The following is a 17410-nucleotide window of genomic DNA, read 5'->3' on the forward strand; positions in this document are numbered from 1 at the left end:
GGCGTATTATATGTTTAATAACCAATAAATTAGATAACTGTTTGATTTTGATTATAGTTGGATTTATATTGATATGGCGAAATACTTGGCTATTATATATCAATGTGAATAATGTTGGATTTTATTCTTCTTTTATTTCCGTACTGCCCTTTTCCTTGTTTTCTGCCTCCCCTAATGTACGTTTTTTCATAGCCCCGTCTGAGAGCCTTTGTTTTTGAACGGCAAATTTATTTCGGTGGATGGATACGAAAGAGTTCCGGTCTTCGCCCTTTGTACCGAAAAAAATAACGCCGGACGGCTTCGCTGTCCCCAACATTTTTTGTCGTCCAAAACTTTTCTCAATCCCTCCTTCCTTCTTGTTGTGTGCCGTAAAAAAAAGGCTTATAAACTCAGATGGGGCATGAAAGCTCAAAAAAAAAGTCGGCAGAAAGAAAAGGTCATCCCGGAAAGGGGTTTTAAAAAAAGGTCTTTAAATCTAGCTGAAGCATAAAATTAGAAGTTTAACCCTTTAAAAATGTGACATATGATTACAGTGACGGAACAACTAAAGAATGTGTTTGAAGCCAACCCTTTGTACTCAAAAGAGGGGCAGGGGCTTAATGCGGAAGTCATCGCAAGGTTTTTCCTTCCTTTTTCTTCGGTGGTATGGTTGGTAACGGAAGCCGAACAGCAGGAAGACGGTGACTGGCTTTTTTTCGGTTATTGCCATATTCAAGAATGGGAATGGGGTTATGTGCTTCTTTCTCAAATTCAAGAGGTGAATGTTCGTGGGTTGACCGTGCAGCTGGATAAAGGACTGAAAACCGGTATAACGGTAAAAGCTTGCCTGAATTGATTAGAGAATAAACGGAGAGGGAACAACCCCTTTCCGCTTTCCAACCGGAATATTGAACTTAAAAACGGAAGTTATGGTTTACGAGACGAATTGCACGGAAATAACACAGGACAAATGGCGTGAGCTGATGAAGTACGGTAGAAAATGCTCCTATCGGCTGCTTACGGCGAGAATCAAGCGGGAATTGCCGGAATTATACCATGCGCTGGCTCTCCAGTTCTATAATCCTTATGCGGAACAGTGCAGGCAGACACCCACACATTATATATTGGTTCATTCGGCCATTGAATATTTTATCAGAAAACAATAAAGGACAAATGGTTATGAAAACAAAAAAGGTTGATAAAAAGAAAACGCTGGCTTATGCGGTGGCATTTTACTTTACGGATGTTTCCGTAAAGTTCATGATGGGGAATGCGATGTATGAGTATGTACATACCGTTTATGACAGGCGGTATGATAACGGTGGCTTTAATACGCTTGCCGTAGTCTATAATTACAAGAGGATGAAGTACGAGGTATTGGTCGTATCGGACGAGAAGGTAGGTGATAAGGAGATTCATATATTATAAGTTTCACAAACAGGGCTTTTGCCATATAAAAACGGCTTTTGAGATGAAAAAGTTATCGGCTTATACGGTTGCATCCAACTGCACCGACTTGACGGATATACGTGACGGCATCGCTGAAATACATGAAGCGATGAAGACTTGCGTTGAATCCGGGAAACATATCCCTTCATTCTATGTTTCCCGGTTGGCCAAACTGGAAACTAAAAAGAAGAAACTGGAGAAACGGACGCAGGTACACATGACCGTCACCATCCGTTTCTTTATAGATGATGATACCCTTACAATGGCAGTCAGGCATTGCCTTTTCTTCAAGCTGGAACCGACTCGGCAGAATGTGATGAAAGCCATCCGTGATGCGGTTCTTAATAACGGACGTTCCATTCTTGACTTTCCGGAAGCATGGGGAGAAGATCTTATGGATGTGTCTTTCTTTGATGTGGAGAATGCCATGAAGAAGCTGCGTTCCTCATTCGGCCTATAAACTTCATTGCATATTTTTCCGAAAGTAAAGTAACCGTTGGATTTTTGGCCAGCGGTTCTTTTTTCAAAAAAGAACCAAAAACTTTGAATACAATCTTTTTTCATCTTCTAACTTATGTATTCGGAAAAAATTCCATGGCATTCAGAAAAGGGATGATAGCGGTTTGGGGATTATAGGGTAGATTTGTGGGGTAAGCTTACAGAGACAGTTTTTATAGGCAGGTTCCGAAAAGCCTTTGAGAGAGTAGGAGAACATGAGTTATAATATATGGCTATAAGTATAAATGATAGACAATTGATTACACAATTTATTACTAATACTCAGAATTTGAATGTTAATTTACCTACAAATGGTGGAGGGTGTGCTAATTTAGTTAGAGGAATTATAGAACAGGCAACAGGAAAAAGAATTTCAGTTAATCCTTTTGGAGCTTCTTTAGAAAGTATGATACAAAAAATAAATACCTATCATGATTTAGCTAAATGTAATAATGGAGATATATTATATTTTGTGCATCTTCCTAATGCTGCTGTAAATTTACATCAAACTATTCATTATGCAATTTTTTGTAATGTTAATAATGCTGGTGTACAGAAAAATGTTATTGGGATAAATGGATTAGCAGATCTTTCTTTTTCTCCCACAGCTTATCATGGTGTTGTAGCATCTGTAATATCTCCGGGTAATTTTAATGGAGTAGGGCAGGTGATATATGATACTGTAGCATTCCCTAATATTCTTGGTGAATTGTATGTTATTGATTATGAATTGATATAGGAATAAGTTTCTTCGTTATTTTATGGCGTACAGTAGTATAGAAATAGAAAAAAACTGAAAATTGAATAGTAAATTTGTTTGCTCCATGTTACGTTTATTACCGCTTGTAATCGGGCTTTGCGCAGACTTTATGTCCTGAAGGCTTTTTAGTACCCCTTCCATTTGGAAGATTTTGACAGCAGCGATGAAGGTGGTGGAGGATATATCCGGCTGGAGGCTTTTCAGTGTGTTCTCCGATGGCTGATATCCTCTCATCTTCAGTTCCAGAATGGTATTGAAAAGTCATCATTTCGCATAGCCTTCATGAAAGCCTCCTCTTGTTCGTTGGCAATGTCCGGATTTGGATCGTATGCAGTTGCTTGCCGAACAAGAACAGACTTTTTATTAATGTAATAGTGTCGCTATTCGTCTGTTTTTATCTTCTAGCTAAAGGCAGTAACAACCGTTCCACAAGTTCTTTCTTGTTCTCAACGGGCATCTTGTTTCTGCCTTTGGCAATGACTTCAGCAGCCAAATCGCTTTTACGCCCGGCAATGTATTTCTGTCGCTTTCCGTTTATGAAGGCCTCGATACGGAAATCATGCCGGGTGTTTTCGATGATGTTGATTTCTGATACCAAAAAGCCATCCTCTGTCTCGTAGGGTTCGACAATGGTGGGCAGGTAGTGTTTCATGGTTTTCCCTATGATCGGAGATACCAAACCGGAAAGATGCTCTTCGATGCGGTCTTTCCAATAGTCATCGATTTGATGATTGGTGGCATAATCGTAAAAATGGCTGATGGCAAGGCTGACTTCTTCGATTATCCTTTTCGCATTCTTTATTCCGTTCTGTTTGGCAAATTGCATCAGGTCATCTTCCGTGATGTCGTTATCTTTTCCTGCAATGCTCATGGAGTGTGCGTTTTCGTATGCCGCACCGTCCAAATTGGTGGTGAATGTCATGTCGTAGGCTGGGGTGATGTGCCATGTGCCGTTTCTTTCCATCAGGAAAGAGAAATTCTTGATGTGGTCATCCACATTGCCGCCCATGATATTGAATACCGTCCTACGGTAGAGTTCGGACTGTTCGCTTGCCGGGATGTTCAGTTTTCGGCAGACTTCAAACAAATCCTCATAGCTCGTTGCATCCGGATTCATGGCAGCAAGTGTCTGTGTATGTATCTTCTCTCCGTTTATCCTATCGTAACGCTCCGTCAGGAAGTGATGTTTTCCCTCAATTTGAATGAGTCGGGAAGGCATCATCGTAATCCCGGCTTCCTTTGCCATCTCATAATATACCATTTCCATTTGCGTGAACGGAAAATCGTCCCCTTCTGCAAACTTCAATATGTAGTAGGTATAGCCCTCCGGTAAAGGGACTTGGCCGGAACGTATATCATGTGTCGTTTCATTGATGGCGATGATGGCTTTCGGGTGCTGCCCTCCGGCTGATGTACCTATCTCATAGATACTTTGCAGTTGCAGTGCTTCGTCATCTTGCACGGATATTTCCTCCCGTTCCTCAAAGATACGGCGTGCCAGTTGGTATAAACTCTCTATCTGGAGAGTGGAAGAGGATTCCAATCCAGGAGTGGCCGGGATGAACTCAAAGGCTCCCATTCCCCGTTTCCCGATGAAAGACAGTTTATCTACCGGTGTGAGTTTGCGCTTGGGGATATGGTTTTGTGCCGCCCATTGGTCGAAGACCATGTTACCCCACCGATCAGGCAATGAATCTGCCAAAAACGGTGGGAGACCTTGATAAGTCTTTTCTTTGTTTCCGAGTATGGGCATACCCTTTGCCGCCGGTCCTTTGACAGAAGCGGTCAGTGGGGCGATTTCCACTCCTTTCTTGATGAAATCCGGATGATAGTTGAAGACGGCTCTTTTGTTTCTTTCGTCCCAATAGAGCTTTCCGACTTCTTCTCCCCATAACATAACACTCACAACATTATTTTCCATGTCTTATCCTTTTCGGCTTTTTATTCATTATTCGTTCCATTGTATAGGCTGAAACAGGTATTTCCGGCATCAGATCATCCATCTGTTCCAGACAGTCCACTACTCGTAACAGGGCAAGAAAGTTGCCCATATTGATGTTATAGGCCTTCCCGTTCTCAAACTGGCGTAAGGTGATAAGGCTGACACCGGCTTTCTCGGCAGCCTCTTTTTGGGTGAGCCTATAGGTTAGCCTGTATTCCTTAAATCGTCTGCCCAGTTCCACTATGATTTCCGGATTGGCCATGGCTTGGGTGATGTGATTCGTTGTCATTTTACAAAGGTAAATATATTAATTGTTAAATCAAAATATGATATATAACAATTAATATATTTACTGTTATATTGAATTGTGCGCGATGTAGTTTGTGTGCTAATCCCCCAATTCCATGCTACGTTTATTGCCGCCTGTAATCGGGCTTTGCGCGGGTTTTATGTCCTGAAGGCTTTTTAGCATCCCTTCCATTTGGAAGATTTTGGCGGCAGCGATGAAGGTGGTGGCGGATACATCCGGCTGGAGGCTTTTCAGTGTGTTCTCCGATGGCTGATATCCTCTCATCTTCAGTTTCAGAATGGTATTGAAGTCATCATTTCGCATAGCCTTCATGAAAGCCTGCTCTTGTTCGTTGGCAATGTCCGGCATATGGATCGTATGCAGTTGCTTGCCGAACAAGAGCAGGTTTTCTCCGATAAAATCGGCGTGTTCCGGCTTGACCCCGCAATCCTTGGCAGTCTCATGCCAATGCGATACGGTTTCCTGTATCTCTTCGATAATCTGTTTGTGTTTCCGGATACCCATGTTCTCACCTACCTTTTGCAGATCTTCCATCGTGAAATTGTCTTGTTTGCCGTTGAGTGACAGCTGGTGGCGGTTCGTCCATTTGCCGCCCGGTGTGTATGAGTAGCAGAGGTCGTATGCTGGGGCCAGTTTCCACTTCCCTTGTCTATCCATCAGGAAAGATAAGTTCTTGCTATGGTCGTCATGGTTCCGGCTCATGACGTTGAACACCATTCTTCGGTATAGTTCCTCCTGCTCTGGATAAGGGAGGTTCATCTGCCGCATGATACGGAATATCTCTTCGTATGAATGGCGTTGGTCACGGTCATAGTGGGCAAGCCCGGCCAATGTCTGTACATGGATCTTCTCTCCGTCTTCCATACGGTCAAAACGTCGTGTCATAAAGTGATATGACTCTTTTTCCTGAAGTAACCGGCATTCCATCATATCGATACCGCAGGCTTTTGCCATCCGGTGATAGGCATATTCGATATTTCCTATTCCTTGTGGATTGTCCGTTATCTGCGTGTGTTCGCTGTATTTGCCGCCATCAAATTTCAACAGCCAATACCCGAATCCTTCAGGAGCTTTTACCTGTCCGGAGCGTACCTCTCCGGTAATATCGTTGTAGGCGATGATGGCCTTGGGCTTGGCACCTCCGGCAGATGTTCCCACTTTCAGTATATCCAGAATGTTTCTTCCTTCCTGGCGCAGTTGGACCTGAAAAGCCATTCTGTCCGTGAATACGGATTTGGCAAGCTCAGTCAGTTCCTCGATATGGAGCACTGATGATTCGTTCATGCCGTTGATTGGCGAGGACGGCTCAAACTCCAGTGCGCCCATGCCACGTTTGCCTACATAGCAAAGCCTGTCTAAAGGGGTAATCTCTTCTCCGGACAATCCCTTGCTGGCAAACCATTCATTGATGATCTGGTTTCCGAAAGTGTCCGGCAGTGAATCGGCAAACAGGCCGGGCAACCCCTTGAAACAGTCGGTACGGTTTTCAAGGAACCGGTAGGGGGTGTTCCTGTACTGGCTGATGGGCATGATGATGGGAGAAATGTCAAGACCGGAGCGGATGAACTTCCGTTCATAGTCGAACAAGGCGGCATTGCTTTCCTTTTCCCAATAGAGAGAGCCTACGCTTTCTCCCCATAGCTTTACATCTACTATCAAATCATTCATGGTTATCTTGTTTTAAATGGCGTACACGGTAGCGTTTCTTTCCTTGCAGTTTTTTGAGCTCTATCGGGCTGACCCGGATTTCCGGTACCAGTTGCTCCAGGTTCTCCAGCAGGCCGAGCGAGCGGAGTACGCTGATGAACAACAGCAGCGATACCGATTTGCCCTTCTCGATGTTCGCAACGGTCAAGGGGCTTACACCGGAAGCCGTTGCCAGTTCTTCCTGCGTGATATGCTGCCTGATACGTGTCTCTTTGATGCGCTGGCCGATTCTCATCAGCACAGCTGGATTGCTCATTTCATTCCACATGGTTGTTCCTTTTTTGCAAATATACAAATAATCCATGTAAATATATAGATTAACTTGAATATATGATGTTAATCTATATGAATACAATGATTATAGTTGCTTTATCGGCTGTTTTTTTCTTTGAACTAGGATGAAAACTGACTAAAATCACAATGTGTTGTGAATATGAAAGAGCTAGGAAAGATGATTAAAGAGTGCAGGAAGAGTTTGAAGGTCAATCAGCTGGAACTTCTCCGAACTGGCGGGCGTGGGCATCAATACGCTGGTGGCCATCGAGCGTGGAGAAGGCAATCCTAAATTGGCTACTGCTTTCCATTGGAGTTGATTAAAGTGCGGAAAAATGTATAAGATTGCTTCTATTATCTGTTTATTTTAGTATATTTGTGCTTTAAATAAGTGCGGATAAATGTATTATACGCTGTTTTTACATGTATAAAAATGCTGTTTGTAGATGAAAAGATTTGTTTTGCAACAACTTATAGAATGGAAAAACCGTGAGGATAGAAAACCTCTGATTTTAAATGGTGCCCGACAAGTTGGGAAAACATGGCTGCTCCATGAGTTTGCCAAACTTGAATACAAAAAAGAGGCTTATGTGGTATGCCGTAAGAATAACCTTGCACGCCAGCTTTTTTCTCAGGATTTCAATGTTGACAGAATTTTACGGGGGCTGCGTGCGATGACTTCCGTTGACATTACTCCGGGTGATACGCTTATTATCCTTGATGAGATACAAGATATCCCGGAAGCACTGGAATCTTTGAAGTATTTTAAAGAGGAGGTTCCGGAGTATCATATAGCTGTGGCAGGTTCACTTTTGGGGATATCCCTTCATCAGGATGTGTCTTATCCCGTAGGGAAGGTAAATGTCATCAATATATTTCCTATGAACTTTGAAGAGTTTCTTGTCGCCAAGGGAGAAGAAGAAGCTTGTAAATTGCTTATGAGTGGGGATTTTGAAACGATAAGCCTCCTGCATGACAAATATACGGATCTCCTTCGGCAATATTATTATGTAGGTGGTATGCCGGAAGTTGTACTCAAATATGTAGAAACGGATTCCTTGCTGGAAGTCAGAAGAATACAGTCGGAGATTTTGCAAGGCTATGATCTTGACTTCTCAAAACATGCGCCCAAAGAACAGGTTCCGCGTGTCCGAATGGTATGGAACAGCATTCCTTCCCAATTATTTAAAGAAAACAAGAAATTCATTTACGGAGCTTTGCGAAAAGGTGCCAGAGCCAATGATTTTGAGATGGCCATTCAATGGCTTGTAAATGCCGGGTTGTTGTATAAAGTGCCTCGATGTACCAAACCGGAGCTTCCGCTTGATATTTATGAAGACCTGTCGGCTTTCAAACTCTATATGGTTGATTTGGGGCTTATGGGTGCTATGGTCAAGACAGATCCGGCCCAAGTCTTGATTAAAAACGACATATTTAAGGAATACAAGGGAGGAATGACTGAACAGTATGTATTGCAGCAGATGAAAAGTAAGGGCGTGTCACCGATTTATTACCATAACACAGACAATTCGCGTCTTGAGTTGGATTTTGTTATTCAACGTAATGCCCAAATGGTGCCGATAGAAGTGAAGGCCGAAGGGAATGTCCGGGCCAATTCGTTGACAGCATTACTGGGAAAAAGACCGGAATTGCATGCGGAGAGATTTTCTATGTTGCCTTATAAAGTACAGGGTAATCTTACAAATTTTCCGCTATATGCAATATAGGTGTATCCTTTTCCCATGCCGGTCATACCGTTAGAACTGATTGATAAGTATGATGCGTATGTTGGCCGGTATGTCTATCTTTGTGGCAATGAAAACAGAGAGAGGATTGATTTACGCCTTGTTTTCCGGGACGGAAAGGAGATTGGCACGGATGATCTGAATCTGTATTATAATTGATGTGACGGCTTGGATGTCCCCCGGATGAATGTTCGGGGGATTCTTTTTCTTTTGGGCGTTCCTGTGGGACGGTCGGGCTTTACGTTTCAAGTCCTCGCCTAAAGGCTGTGGGCTTTACTCTGCAATCCCTAACGCATGGCTGAAAACTCTTCTTGCCGGTGTTCTTCTTCTTCATACAGCCTCATGCGTTCTTGTAATGCTTCTTTTAAATTGTCGCTTTTTTTCAGTCCGAGTTTGGCACGTATGTTCGCTCGTTGGCTGGTTATGTTTCCGCTACTCCGATGTAATAATTCGCATATTTGGCTGACGGTCTTGTCTTGCAGTATTAAACGGCAGATGTTTAATTCGGACGGGGATAAATTGGGATATATTCTCCTGATTGTATCAAGTTTACTTTTTTCCTTTTTCTGGTATGCGGCAAGGGCTGTAAAAAGATTTTCTTTGGATTGTTCCCCTATTATGTTTAACAGGGAGCTTGTCTTTTCTTCCGGGTTATTCTCGCTTAACAACTCGGCGAACGCGAATAGTTCTTCCTTTTTCATTTGGAGACGTTTCAAAAGCATTTCCTCTTCCTCTTTTAGCAAGTTGCTACTTTTTAGCAAGCTGCTGATATTACTGTGTAAGGATCTTCCTAATAAGGGGATCATGGTGTATATGATGATGATCAAAGGCAGATAACTGTATAGGAACGGTTCGTCGGTGATAAGTGTGCAGATTGTATAGGAAGCTATGGTAAGGGAGGACAATAGGATGGAGATATTACTCATATAGGCACAGATGGAAAGCATGGTAAATAAGAGAGAGATAGTAATGTTACTCATTATCAATGCTCTTTGATAACTATATTCATATCCGCTACATATTGAGCAATAAATTATTTCGATAAAAATCTCGATATGTATGGCTATCAGTATAATGGAAAAGGTCGTGGTCAGATTTACTCTCTTTTTAAAATAAGCGAGAGTGCACATAATGATAAACAGGAATAATACGCTGTTAATATAATAAAACTGTTCATTGGGAAATGGAACTGAATATATGTATATGGGTGCGCATAAGACCAGCATGAGCAGGGATAGATGAAAGACTCGTTTTTGTTGATACGTTATTATCATTTCTCTTTCTTTTTTGTCGTAAGTTTGAGTTTTTATTGAACTTAGAAAAGAGGCGGCTTTTGTGCTGATTTTCATGTGTTTTATTGTTTTAAGTGTTATTAAGTATAATGTTTCCTGCAAAAATAACTGTTTTTTTTTTTTTTTTTGTATGTTTAAGTACTTTTCTTTATGATGTTAAGTGTTTTTAATTGTTGTGTAAGCGTGATTGGCTGCTGTGGTAAGTGTTGTAGCTGTTGTGTGGTTGTCTTTTTAAGTATTTATAAGTTTAAAATACTTGTTTTTTGCTTTGGAGGTTGGTTTATAAGTGCATATCTTTAGCGGTTGAAATTCAGGGGGTGTAAAAGCCTGGGTTTGGATTGTCATATTAACAAATGATTAAATGACGAAAAGATGTTTTTTTTATATTAAATGTGTATTGTTCGTGCTCGTGTTGAGTATAAGCGGAGAAATATCCGCTCAGGAGAAGCGTGATTCGGTAAGGATCTATTTTCATCAAGGAAAGGTAAATATAGATACATGTTTACTTGACAATGGGAACGAGATGGAGCGGTTTGCTAAAATCTGTTCCGCATTGAACGACTCCGTCCGTCTTATCAGGAAAATTCAAATAATAGGAGGAGCTTCCCCGGAAGGAGGGGGGCTGTTGAATGGAAGGCTGTCTGAAAAACGAGCAGAGGTTTTGTGGCGGTATATATCACCTTATATAAAGATTCCGGTATTGGAGAAGGATTTTCATTTTTCGGGAAGCGACTGGAACGGACTTATAACGATGGTGAGAGCGGATGTGAATGTTCCGGAGAGGGAGGATGTCCTTCGTTTGTTGGAGAAGATCGTCCGTTTGGAAAACCAGGACAGCCCTTATTTGGGGGGAGAACTGAAAAGACTGAAAGGGGGGAGGCCATACTCATATTTGTATAAATTCCATTTTCCGAAACTTCGTTCGTCGATGGTGAAAATATGCTATGATAGTGATCCGATAAATCCCGTCAGAGATACGGTATATATACATACACGTGATACGTTGTGCATCCGTGATACCGTTACCGTCATAGCTCCGGTAAAGAAACGGCCGTTTTGCATGGCGGTGAAAACAAACTTGCTTTATGACGCTGTTTTGATACCTGACATCGGGGTTGAGTTCTGTTTGGGGAAGAACTGGTCTGTGGCCGGGAATTGGATGTATGCCTGGTGGAAAAGTGATCGGAAGCATAATTATTGGCGTATCTATGGGGGAGATGTGGAGTTGCGCCGCTGGTTCGGTCGGAGAGCGGTGGAAAAACCGTTTTCCGGGCATCATGTCGGATTGTACGGGCAGATCGTCACCTATGATTTCGAATTGGGTGGGAAAGGTTACTTGGGGGATAAATGGAGTTACGGGGGAGGCGTGGCTTACGGCTACTCGTTACCTGTGGGACATCGGTTCAATGTGGATTTCACGTTGGGAATCGGCTACCTTGGAGGATCGTACAAGGAGTACATCCCTTTGGACGGTCACTATGTATGGCAGACCACTAAAAACCGCCGCTGGTTCGGCCCGACCAAGGCGGGTATCTCTTTGGTGTGGTTGATCGGGCGGGGGAATTATAGCCGGAAGAAAGGAGGCAGGCAGTGATACGGATACGCTTTAGTCTGGTGTTCATATTTTTATGGATAGGACTGACGGCTTGTGAGCATAAGGATTTATGTTACGATCATCCGCACTTTGCCACGGTGCGGGTAATATTCGACTGGACCAAGATTTCCAATCATGACAAGCCTGAAGGCATGAGGGTCGTATTTTATCCGACCGACGATGAAAGCAACACGTGGATATTTGATTTCCCCGGAGGAGAGGATGGGGAAGTGGAGCTTCCCGAGAATGATTACCGGGTAATTTGCTTCAACTACGATACCGACGGGATGGTTTGGAAAGAAAACGGCAGTTACACGCTTTTTACTGCCGATACGCGTGATGTGCAGTCGCCGGATAACCGGACAATGGCTGTCACCCCACCTTGGCTGTGTGGCGACCATATAGACGAAGTTATCCTCAAGGACATTCCGGGAGGAAGCGCGGAGATAGTACGGCTGACTCCCGTAAACATGGTATGTCACTACACGTATGAGGTGAACGGTCTTCGGGGACTGGATAGGGTGGCGGATTTGCGGGCCGCTCTTTCCGGCATGTCCGGCTCGCTTAACATGTCCGCCGACAGTTTGCCCGCCGGTCTTTCGGAGAGCCTGCTCTTTGATGGAATGGTTTCACGGAATCAGATTATAGGCGGATTCTATACGTTTGGACATTCCGCACTTGAAGGAGAGCCCAATGTTTTCCGGTTGTATCTCAAGAACCGTTCAGGCAGCATGTCTGTATTGGAACAGGACGTGAGCGGCCAAGTGCATGATGTCCCGGTAGTGGGGCATGTCGGTGATGTGCATCTGGTGTTGAATTTTGATTATGAGGTTCCATCCGAGCCGGGAAGTGACGGTGCGGGATTTGATGTGGACGTTGATGATTGGGATGATGTGAATATGGATATAGTGTTGTAATATGAGTTTATTAATTATATGTATCAATTTGATTTATTTTTATTTATGAAAAAAAGTACAGTAATGCTTTGGGCAATCTTTGGAGCTCTACTCATGGGTTGCTCAGACGAGGAGATTGCGAATGTGGAAACCTCCTCACGGAATGCGATTGGTTTTAACGTGTTAAGTAATGCGGCGGAAACGAGGGCTACCCCTACTACCAACACCAACTTGAAGAACACCGATTTCGACGTGTTCGCTTTTACGGCGGATGGTACTGCCTTCATGGGAAAGGTAGACACGGATTTTGGACATGACGGAGTGAATATCGTGTACAATAATGGTAAGTGGGATTATAAAAATGCGAGCGACCTTCGTTATTGGCCTACCGAGGCTTTGGACTTTTACGCATTCAATCCCGGAACGGTTGATGAAGCCATGCAGTGGAGTTATATGTGGGAAGCCACCAAGGATACTCAAAAGATAACTTATTCCTGCTCCGATGAGTATGGATCTGGTATCAATGCTCATGAAAACTACGACGTGATGTATGCCATAGCCAAAGGCCAGACAAAAGACAAGAACAACGGAGTAGTGAAATTTAACTTCAAGCATATTCTGTCACAGGTCGTATTCAAAGCAAAGACCGAATACGATAACATGCAGGTGAATATAAAGGACATCAAGATTTTTAATGTAAAAATGGGCGGCGTCTACACATTGCCTGCGACAGCCGATGGAACGGGAAGTTGGGCTGTGGGTGATTGGCCTGAAAGCTCTACAGGAGGAGGTTTTATTACCGTAGTGCAAGGCAAATTCATCGAGGTCAATAGTAATACCACAGCTACCGATATTTCCGAAAAAACTCCTATGCTGAATATACCACAGAAGCTGACAGCATGGAAAGTTTCCGAAGAAGCCACCAATACCAAGATAAAAGCCGACGGTGCGCATCAATGTTACCTGTCGATCACCTGCAAAATCCAGCAGTCCGGAGGTTATCTGTTGGGTTCAGCAGATAGTTACGGAACAATTTATGTTCCGTTCGGAGATACATGGGTAGCGGGCAAGCGTCATATCTACACGTTGATTTTCGGTGGTGGTTATACTGATCAGGGAGAGGCTGTGTTGAATCCGATCCAGTTTGATGCAGAGACAACAGGCTGGGTTGATGCAAATAGCAACGTAAACGTTAAACCTTAAACAAAAAGTTTATCAATATCGTACCCGTTGGCAGGTTAAACATACGCAAGATTAATCCCGCCAACGGGTTCTTTATAGGGAATCGCATTTTCAATATACTTTTTGATGTGTAGGGGTGCTTTTTGCGTACCTTTTTCCTGGAGAATTTCTTTTGTGGAGTGTTTGCCCTGTATATTCCCGATACGCTGTTATAGCAGGGAACTGTTTTTATCCAAGTAGTCAGATATAGCCTCTTGCAATACCGATTTTAGCGAATCGCCTTTGCGGATCGCGATCAGCTTTAAGTTCTGGTGATAGGTTTCGTCCATGACAAAATTACAATGCACGGTTTTCGCTTTCTTCGGCTTTTGAGCCTCTTTTTGCCCGGCCGTGGATTGGATCAGGCTGTCTAATCCCCCGGTCAGCCCGGCCGACATACTGTTTTTTAAATCGTTCTTCTTTGCCATATGGTTACTTTATTTCTGTTAGCAGTTCGTTACATACCTTTTCGTAGTCCTCTGCCCCGGCAGATTTGGGGGCATAGTGAAAAATATCCTGCCCTTGTGTCGGGGCTTCGGCCAGCGTAATGGCGTTGCGTATATGGGTGCTGAACACTTTGCCCTGGAATGTTTCCTGTACCAGTTCCGAAACGCTCTTGTTCAGGTTCTTTCTTCCGTCGTACTGGGTTATCAGAACCCCGGCTATCGAAAGATCCGAGTTCAAACGTTGCTGCACCTTGTGGACGACCTGCATAAGTTTGGCCATTCCACGCATTGCCAGGAATTGAGCCTGAACCGGGATAATCAACCGATCCGAGGCCGTCAGTGCGTTAAGCGTGAGCAGCGACAGCGAGGGGGGACAGTCGATCAGGATATAATCGAATTTCTCCTTTTGGCCCTTGATAAGGTGGGCTAAGATAAGCTCCCGTCCGGCCTCGTTGATTAACTCCGTTTCAACGGCCGAGAGATCCAGGCAGGAGGGAACGACGCTAAGGCCGTCCTTATGCTCGTAGATCGGCAGGTCGTATTCGCCTTTCATCGCACCGTAGATCGTTTGGGGAAGCTCCGCAGAGAAGCCCAGCGATTCGGTCAGGTTGGCCTGCCCGTCAAGGTCGATCAAAAGAACCTTGTACCCTTTTTGACGTAACGCACCGCCCAGGTTGATCGTGGTTGTGGTCTTTCCTACTCCCCCCTTGTGATTCAATACGGAGATTACTTTTGCTTTGCTCATAAATTCAGTTTTTTAAATGGTTGTCATGTCCGCAACATATAGTCAAAATACTAATATACTAAAAGACTAAAAGTAGTATTTTCGTTTTTTGCGTGTTTTTTGTACCGATCGGGGAAGCGTACCGAAATAAATCCTGTTTCCGTCTTTCGGTACGTTTTGTTTCTGTACCGGAATTAATCAAAGATTAGAATAACCATAAATGTTTTTATACGTTAATCATACGTATGTATATATGTATATATTTGTTTTGAGTATCTTTGTGTGCTATGAATAAAAAATAAAAGACATGAGCACTTATTCGTATAAAAATCCGAAGTTTATAAATTCCCCTAAAGGGGTGGTTGAAGTTGTAGAAGTGATTTATGACGGCAAAGATGATCCGGCCTATTCACTGGCTATTATTAAATGGGAAAATACCTATAAATTAGGTATTCGTTGGAACATCGCTTATAGTGAATGGGACGATTACCGCAAACAGAACGGGCAAGATGAATGTATAGGTAATCCACAGTCGAGAGGTATTCCCACCTGGTTTGTTTTGCCCGATGATATGATGTTTAGTGAGAAGTTCAGCGGTGCGATGCAGAGGCTTGATGAATTAAGAAAAGGTAAATAAGTAATGGAACAGGGAGAAATCATATTATACCAGCCGGATGAAGCGGTCAGGTTGGAAGTGAGGCTGGAAGATGAAACCGTTTGGCTGACACAGGCGCAAATTGTGGATCTTTTTCAATCCAGCAAAGCAAATATAAGCGAGCATATAAAAAACATATATGATCAGAAAGAATTAGAGGAAAGTTCAACTGTTCGGGATTTCCGAACAGTTCGACAGGAAGGCAAACGGCAAGTGATGCGCAATCTGACTTATTACAATTTGGATGCGATCATATCCATTGGGTTTCGTGTCAATAGTAAAAGAGGTATTTTATTTAGGCAATGGGCGAATAAGGTTTTAAAGGACTATCTTTTAAAAGGGTATTCCATTAATAAACGTTTGTCAGAACTTGAAAGGACTGTCGCTCAACATACCGAGAAGATAGATTTTTTTGTGCGTACTGCCTTGCCCCCGGTCGAAGGCATTTTTTATAACGGCCAGATTTTCGATGCGTACAAGTTCGCTACCGATCTGGTAAAGTCGGCCAGGCGTTCGATCGTGCTTATCGACAACTATGTGGACGAAACGGTCTTGCTCATGTTGAGTAAACGCAGCGTCGGTGTCTCGGCCACCATTTACACCCAGCGTATCACGCAGCAACTCCAACTTGATCTTGACAGGCATAACAGCCAGTACCCACCTATCGACATCAGGACGTACCGGGACAGTCACGACCGTTTCCTGATCGTTGATGAAACGGACGTGTACCATATCGGAGCCTCGTTAAAGGATCTGGGGAAAAAGATGTTCGCTTTCTCAAAGCTGGATATTCCGGCGGCTGTGATTACTGACCTGTTATAATATCCTTTGTCTTATGAATGGGCTGTCGCAAAAGAAAAACCCGTTCTTGATGAACGGGTATATCCTTGACTTGGTTACGTGTTTTGATAACAGAGGCTTTACCAAGCATTACAATGCAAAGATAGTAATTATAGGTTAATTAGCGAATTTCTTTTTTGGATAGATCCGGAAATAATGCCTCCTTGAAAGAGGTGGATAAGGTGATTAAAACAATAGATAAGGAAGAACAAAAGCAAAAGGGATGAATGTGGTTATTTATTCACGTGTAAGCTCGCAGTCGGCCAGGCAATCGACCGAACGGCAGGTTGTCGATCTGGAGAGGTTCGCAGCCGGACGGGGGTACGAGGTGACGGCGGTCTTTGAGGAAAAGATAAGCGGACGAAAGGCCAATATCGAACGCCCGGTTTTAAGCCGTTGCCTGGAATACTGCACAGATCCGCAGAACCGGGTGGATATGTTGTTGCTGACCGAGATCTCACGCCTGGGGCGTTCAACCCTGGAGATCCTAAAGTCACTCGATACGCTGCACACGCATAAAATATGCGTGTATATTCAAAACCTGAACCTGGAAACGTTACGGCCGGACAAGACGGTAAACCCCTTGTCCTCTCTGATCACTACCCTGTTGGGGGAACTGGCCGCGATCGAACGCCAGGGGATCATCGACCGCCTTAATAGCGGACGGGAGTTGTACATCCAGAAAGGGGGCAGGCTGGGACGGAAGCCGGGAAGCCGGAAAACGGCCGAACAGAGGAAAGAGGAATACCGGGAGGCGATCGCCTTGTTAAAGAAAGGCTACTCGATCCGGAACGTGGCGAAGCTCACGGGAAAGGCCGTTTCGACGATACAACAAGTAAAAAAAGACTTCATTAGTAGCTGATTATCGGAACAAATATTGTATTTTTGCAACAAATACGAGTAAATGCACATAATTAAAAACGAGTATTTACACGTGTCTAAAAACGAGTATTTGCACGAAAATAATCAGAATCTAAATAAAAACGGTTATGGCAACAATGGCGGAGAAAATGGCGGCTTCACTGGAGGAATTAAGAAAGCTCCAGGAGAAAGACCGCTGTGTCGTCCTGCAAGGGACG

General features: G+C 43.6%; 21 protein-coding genes and 1 pseudogene. 15 read left to right on the top strand and 7 right to left on the bottom strand.

Features of this window, described 5'->3' with window-relative positions:
• Positions 1-214 precede the first annotated feature (214 nt).
• From INE92_RS26340 to INE92_RS26370, 7 genes are all read left to right on the top strand, one after another.
• Entirely contained in the window at positions 215-490 is a 276-nt protein-coding gene (locus INE92_RS26340; RefSeq protein ID WP_196048370.1) for a hypothetical protein, read from the top strand.
• Between the two features lie 33 nt (positions 491-523).
• The gene (locus INE92_RS26345; protein ID WP_005868826.1) at positions 524-835 is read left to right on the top strand and encodes a DUF2958 domain-containing protein; all 312 of its coding nucleotides are present in this window, start codon (positions 524-526) and stop codon (positions 833-835) included.
• Between the two features lie 73 nt (positions 836-908).
• Complete coding sequence (locus INE92_RS26350) at positions 909-1145, top strand: hypothetical protein (RefSeq protein ID WP_005868824.1); 237 nt, start codon at positions 909-911, stop codon at positions 1143-1145.
• A 13-nt stretch (positions 1146-1158) separates the two neighbouring features.
• A complete protein-coding gene (locus INE92_RS26355) occupies positions 1159-1407 on the top strand; it encodes a hypothetical protein (protein WP_005868823.1) in 249 nt (82 codons plus the stop codon).
• A gap of 43 nt (positions 1408-1450) precedes the next feature.
• Positions 1451-1888: a hypothetical protein gene (locus INE92_RS26360; protein WP_005868821.1), complete on the top strand. Its 438-nt coding sequence runs from the start codon at positions 1451-1453 to the stop codon at positions 1886-1888.
• Positions 1889-2155: 267 nt separating this feature from the next.
• Positions 2156-2665, top strand: a complete 510-nt coding sequence (locus tag INE92_RS26365; RefSeq protein WP_007569216.1) for a hypothetical protein — start codon at positions 2156-2158, stop codon at positions 2663-2665.
• Positions 2666-2827: 162 nt separating this feature from the next.
• On the top strand, positions 2828-3058 hold the full coding sequence (locus tag INE92_RS26370; protein ID WP_176702577.1) for a hypothetical protein: 231 nt from the start codon (positions 2828-2830) through the stop codon (positions 3056-3058).
• Between the two features lie 22 nt (positions 3059-3080).
• On the opposite strand, the gene INE92_RS26375 is transcribed toward INE92_RS26370, so the two are convergent.
• The 4 genes from INE92_RS26375 to INE92_RS26390 form a co-directional block, all read right to left on the bottom strand.
• A complete protein-coding gene (locus tag INE92_RS26375; RefSeq protein WP_005868817.1) occupies positions 3081-4607 on the bottom strand; it encodes a type II toxin-antitoxin system HipA family toxin in 1527 nt (508 codons plus the stop codon).
• Complete coding sequence (locus INE92_RS26380) at positions 4597-4917, bottom strand: helix-turn-helix domain-containing protein (protein WP_005868815.1); 321 nt, start codon at positions 4915-4917, stop codon at positions 4597-4599. Before INE92_RS26380 ends, INE92_RS26375 begins: the two co-directional genes overlap by 11 nt.
• A 99-nt stretch (positions 4918-5016) precedes the next feature.
• Positions 5017-6606, bottom strand: a complete 1590-nt coding sequence (locus tag INE92_RS26385; protein WP_005868813.1) for a type II toxin-antitoxin system HipA family toxin — start codon at positions 6604-6606, stop codon at positions 5017-5019.
• A complete protein-coding gene (locus INE92_RS26390; RefSeq protein WP_005868812.1) occupies positions 6599-6949 on the bottom strand; it encodes a helix-turn-helix transcriptional regulator in 351 nt (116 codons plus the stop codon). Before INE92_RS26390 ends, INE92_RS26385 begins: the two co-directional genes overlap by 8 nt.
• 129 nt (positions 6950-7078) lie before the next feature.
• On the opposite strand from INE92_RS26390, the pseudogene INE92_RS27050 reads away from it, so the two are divergent.
• Together INE92_RS27050 and INE92_RS26395 are read left to right on the top strand one after the other, a co-directional pair.
• Positions 7079-7238: pseudogene (locus tag INE92_RS27050) on the top strand (helix-turn-helix domain-containing protein).
• Between the two features lie 126 nt (positions 7239-7364).
• Positions 7365-8645: an ATP-binding protein gene (locus INE92_RS26395; RefSeq protein WP_005868811.1), complete on the top strand. Its 1281-nt coding sequence runs from the start codon at positions 7365-7367 to the stop codon at positions 8643-8645.
• A gap of 305 nt (positions 8646-8950) precedes the next feature.
• On the opposite strand, the gene INE92_RS26400 is transcribed toward INE92_RS26395, so the two are convergent.
• On the bottom strand, positions 8951-10012 hold the full coding sequence (locus tag INE92_RS26400) for a helix-turn-helix domain-containing protein (protein ID WP_005868810.1): 1062 nt from the start codon (positions 10010-10012) through the stop codon (positions 8951-8953).
• A 304-nt stretch (positions 10013-10316) separates the two neighbouring features.
• Between INE92_RS26400 and INE92_RS26405 the strand changes: the two genes are divergently transcribed.
• From INE92_RS26405 to INE92_RS26415, 3 genes are read left to right on the top strand one after another with little or no spacing between them, the layout of a single operon-like run.
• The gene (locus INE92_RS26405; protein WP_005868809.1) at positions 10317-11549 is read left to right on the top strand and encodes a DUF3575 domain-containing protein; all 1233 of its coding nucleotides are present in this window, start codon (positions 10317-10319) and stop codon (positions 11547-11549) included.
• Positions 11546-12466 carry a DUF5119 domain-containing protein gene (locus tag INE92_RS26410; protein ID WP_005868808.1) on the top strand — a complete coding sequence of 307 codons (921 nt, stop codon included), beginning with the start codon at positions 11546-11548 and terminating at the stop codon, positions 12464-12466. Before INE92_RS26405 ends, INE92_RS26410 begins: the two co-directional genes overlap by 4 nt.
• A 45-nt stretch (positions 12467-12511) precedes the next feature.
• Positions 12512-13648: a fimbrillin family protein gene (locus INE92_RS26415; RefSeq protein WP_171030154.1), complete on the top strand. Its 1137-nt coding sequence runs from the start codon at positions 12512-12514 to the stop codon at positions 13646-13648.
• A gap of 188 nt (positions 13649-13836) precedes the next feature.
• Here the strand turns inward: INE92_RS26415 and INE92_RS26420 are convergent, their stop codons facing one another.
• Positions 13837-14094, bottom strand: coding sequence for a hypothetical protein (locus INE92_RS26420; protein ID WP_005648607.1), 258 nt, complete (start codon positions 14092-14094; stop codon positions 13837-13839).
• Positions 14095-14098: 4 nt separating this feature from the next.
• The gene (locus INE92_RS26425; RefSeq protein ID WP_005868802.1) at positions 14099-14857 is read right to left on the bottom strand and encodes a ParA family protein; all 759 of its coding nucleotides are present in this window, start codon (positions 14855-14857) and stop codon (positions 14099-14101) included.
• Between the two features lie 286 nt (positions 14858-15143).
• On the opposite strand from INE92_RS26425, the gene INE92_RS26430 reads away from it, so the two are divergent.
• The 3 genes from INE92_RS26430 (at position 15144) to INE92_RS26440 (ending at position 17193) form a co-directional block, all read left to right on the top strand.
• Positions 15144-15473 (top strand): hypothetical protein, encoded by a 330-nt coding sequence (locus INE92_RS26430; RefSeq protein WP_005868799.1) that lies wholly within the window; start codon positions 15144-15146, stop codon positions 15471-15473.
• Between the two features lie 3 nt (positions 15474-15476).
• The gene (locus INE92_RS26435) at positions 15477-16313 is read left to right on the top strand and encodes a virulence RhuM family protein (protein ID WP_005868798.1); all 837 of its coding nucleotides are present in this window, start codon (positions 15477-15479) and stop codon (positions 16311-16313) included.
• A gap of 241 nt (positions 16314-16554) precedes the next feature.
• Positions 16555-17193 (top strand): recombinase family protein, encoded by a 639-nt coding sequence (locus INE92_RS26440; RefSeq protein WP_007564634.1) that lies wholly within the window; start codon positions 16555-16557, stop codon positions 17191-17193.
• The last annotated feature ends 217 nt before the right edge of the window (positions 17194-17410 follow it).

The sequence above is a fragment of the Bacteroides xylanisolvens genome (genome assembly GCF_018289135.1).
Taxonomy (GTDB): Bacteria; Bacteroidota; Bacteroidia; order Bacteroidales; family Bacteroidaceae; genus Bacteroides; species Bacteroides xylanisolvens.